This is a genomic window from Nocardiopsis sp. JB363 (assembly GCF_900143625.1).
In the GTDB taxonomy this organism is placed as follows: Bacteria; Actinomycetota; Actinomycetes; order Streptosporangiales; family Streptosporangiaceae; genus Nocardiopsis.
Map to the genome: position 1 here is coordinate 1 of NZ_FRFF01000194.1, position 1,916 is coordinate 1,916.

Here is a 1,916-nt window from a genome sequence, read left to right on the forward strand (position 1 = left end):
GGCCATGCGTCCCTGGGGGGCTTCGGGGGTCTTCGGGGCGTCAGCCGTCGAGGGACGGTGGAGGAGCGGCGGCCACCGACTTCCTCCTGCGGCGACGCCCACGTTCGCGCCGCGGTGGTCGTGCCGTGGGGCGCCACGCGAAGGCGAGCCCACCACCGACCAAGGCCAACAAGGTGCCGACGACGAGACCGCCGAGGTTGGACAGGACGAGTGCGCCCAAGGCGATGAACCCGGCGAAACTGCCGGTGATCACGTGCTGGTTCGGGGTGAACCAGGTGACCAGCCCGAGGACCACCAACATGCCGCTGAAGACCAGGGTGGAGACCGCACCGATACCCAGGTGGAGCATCAAATCCACCGGTAGCCGGGCGGCCAGGACCATCTCCACCGCGGCGAGGATCATCAGCAGTCCACCGGCGAAGGGGCGCCGCTTGCGCCACCGCGACCAGGAGGCCCACAGGCGTCGGAACGGGGTCAGAAGCACTCGTCGTCTCCCAGGGAGATGCCGAGGCTCAGGTTGTGGAGGCGGAAGGTTCCGGCGGACGCGGCCCGTGCGGTCTGCTCCAGATCCTCGACCACGATGCTGTCGGACTGCATCCCGAACAGTTCGGTGTGCCCCTGGCCTCGGCCTAGACCCTCGGGACCCTTGTCCAGGGTGGAGGCGTCCCGGCCGATCTCGATGTTGTCGAACACCGCGTTACCGTCCATCTGGTCCATGTCGATGACCAGGTCGGAGGCCTCCACCGGGGTTCCCGCGTCCCCCGCCGTCAGCATCAACGAGACGTTGCCGATCAGCGGGAAATCGGTGGTCAGAACCGACTGGCAGAGGCCCACGATCTCGGCCTCGCGGATACCGGCCACCGCCGCGGGGGAAGGATCGTCGCGGACGGTCGCGTTGACCCAGCCGAACTGCGCGAATCCGGTACCGGTCATCTCGTCGGCCGAGATCTTGAACTCCTGGTTCGAGATACTGAACGTGGCCGCGAGCGCACCACTGGCCATGGCCATCAGGATGCCGCCGATCGCGGTCCCCGCGGGGACGGCGAAGAGGGCGAACCTGCGCCAACTGGTGTGGCTATCGGGGGATGTGGGGTCCATGCATGTCCTTCCAACGGTGCATGGTCGCGCTGCGCCTGCCGTTCCCCCGAACTTCCGGCACGCGACCTGGTCTGCTTCCTCCCCGCGGTGCGGGGAGCCGCCGGAGCGGAATCCGTTCCGGCGACGTCGACATCATGTGCCGGATTCCAAAGGATTACAAGAGTGGTTTCGCGGTTCCCTTGCCCAGGAACGCCTTTGCCCGGAAATGATCTTGGTCGGTGAAAGTGGGGTTATGTGATGGCTCTGACCTGTGGTGATGACAGAAAATGAACGCCGTGAATCGAGGTGAGTCGAGTGTGCTCGAAACAATAAGGAAGGGATGTGTATTTGTCATGGGGTTGAGCGTTGAGGGGGTCGGTATTCATCAGTTCGGTGAGTGGCGCGGGACGATGAGAGACGTCGGCTTCGCAGGAGGGCTGGGGGGTGCCGGCCACTGCCCCGGGGTGCAGGTGGGGGCCAGGGGCAATAAGAGGAACGCGCGCACGCGCGGGACGCGGGGGCGTGGAGTGGACGTGGGAGTTCATAACTGGACACGAGGGAAGAAATGGCGCGCTCCGGTCGAGGTGGGTCACGCGGGAGAGGGGGAGTGACCGGCGACACAGGTGGATCGGTTTGCTCGGTGCGCGAGGTGGGGGTAGTGTTCTCCAAGTCGCCGCGGAACGGTGAGCGGCCCTCAGGGGCCGACTCGGACCCGGGCCGCGATCACAGACATCCTCTTCACAGCAACCTGGTTCGAGCGGTGCTCGGAGCATGTAAACTTCGAAGAGTCGCTTCAAAAGCCCAGCGGAAACGCAAAGCAGAAGAAGCACAACGGGGCC

At 65.7% G+C, this 1,916-nt stretch carries 2 protein-coding genes; both read right to left on the minus strand.

The window, feature by feature from the left end; translation table 11 throughout:
• Nucleotides 1–40: 40 nt before the first annotated feature.
• Nucleotides 41–484, minus strand: coding sequence for a DUF6114 domain-containing protein (locus tag BQ8420_RS28935; protein WP_235006553.1), 444 nt, complete (start codon nucleotides 482–484; stop codon nucleotides 41–43).
• Nucleotides 475–1,098: a DUF6230 family protein gene (locus BQ8420_RS28940; protein ID WP_087103284.1), complete on the minus strand. Its 624-nt coding sequence runs from the start codon at nucleotides 1,096–1,098 to the stop codon at nucleotides 475–477. The genes BQ8420_RS28935 and BQ8420_RS28940 overlap by 10 nt, the downstream gene beginning before the upstream one ends.
• Nucleotides 1,099–1,916 lie beyond the last annotated feature (818 nt).

Excerpts from the sequence above, each read along its gene's own strand:
- BQ8420_RS28940 (WP_087103284.1), bottom strand. The coding sequence starts at position 1,098 with ATGGACCCCACATCCCCCGATAGCCACACCAGTTGGCGCAGGTTCGCC.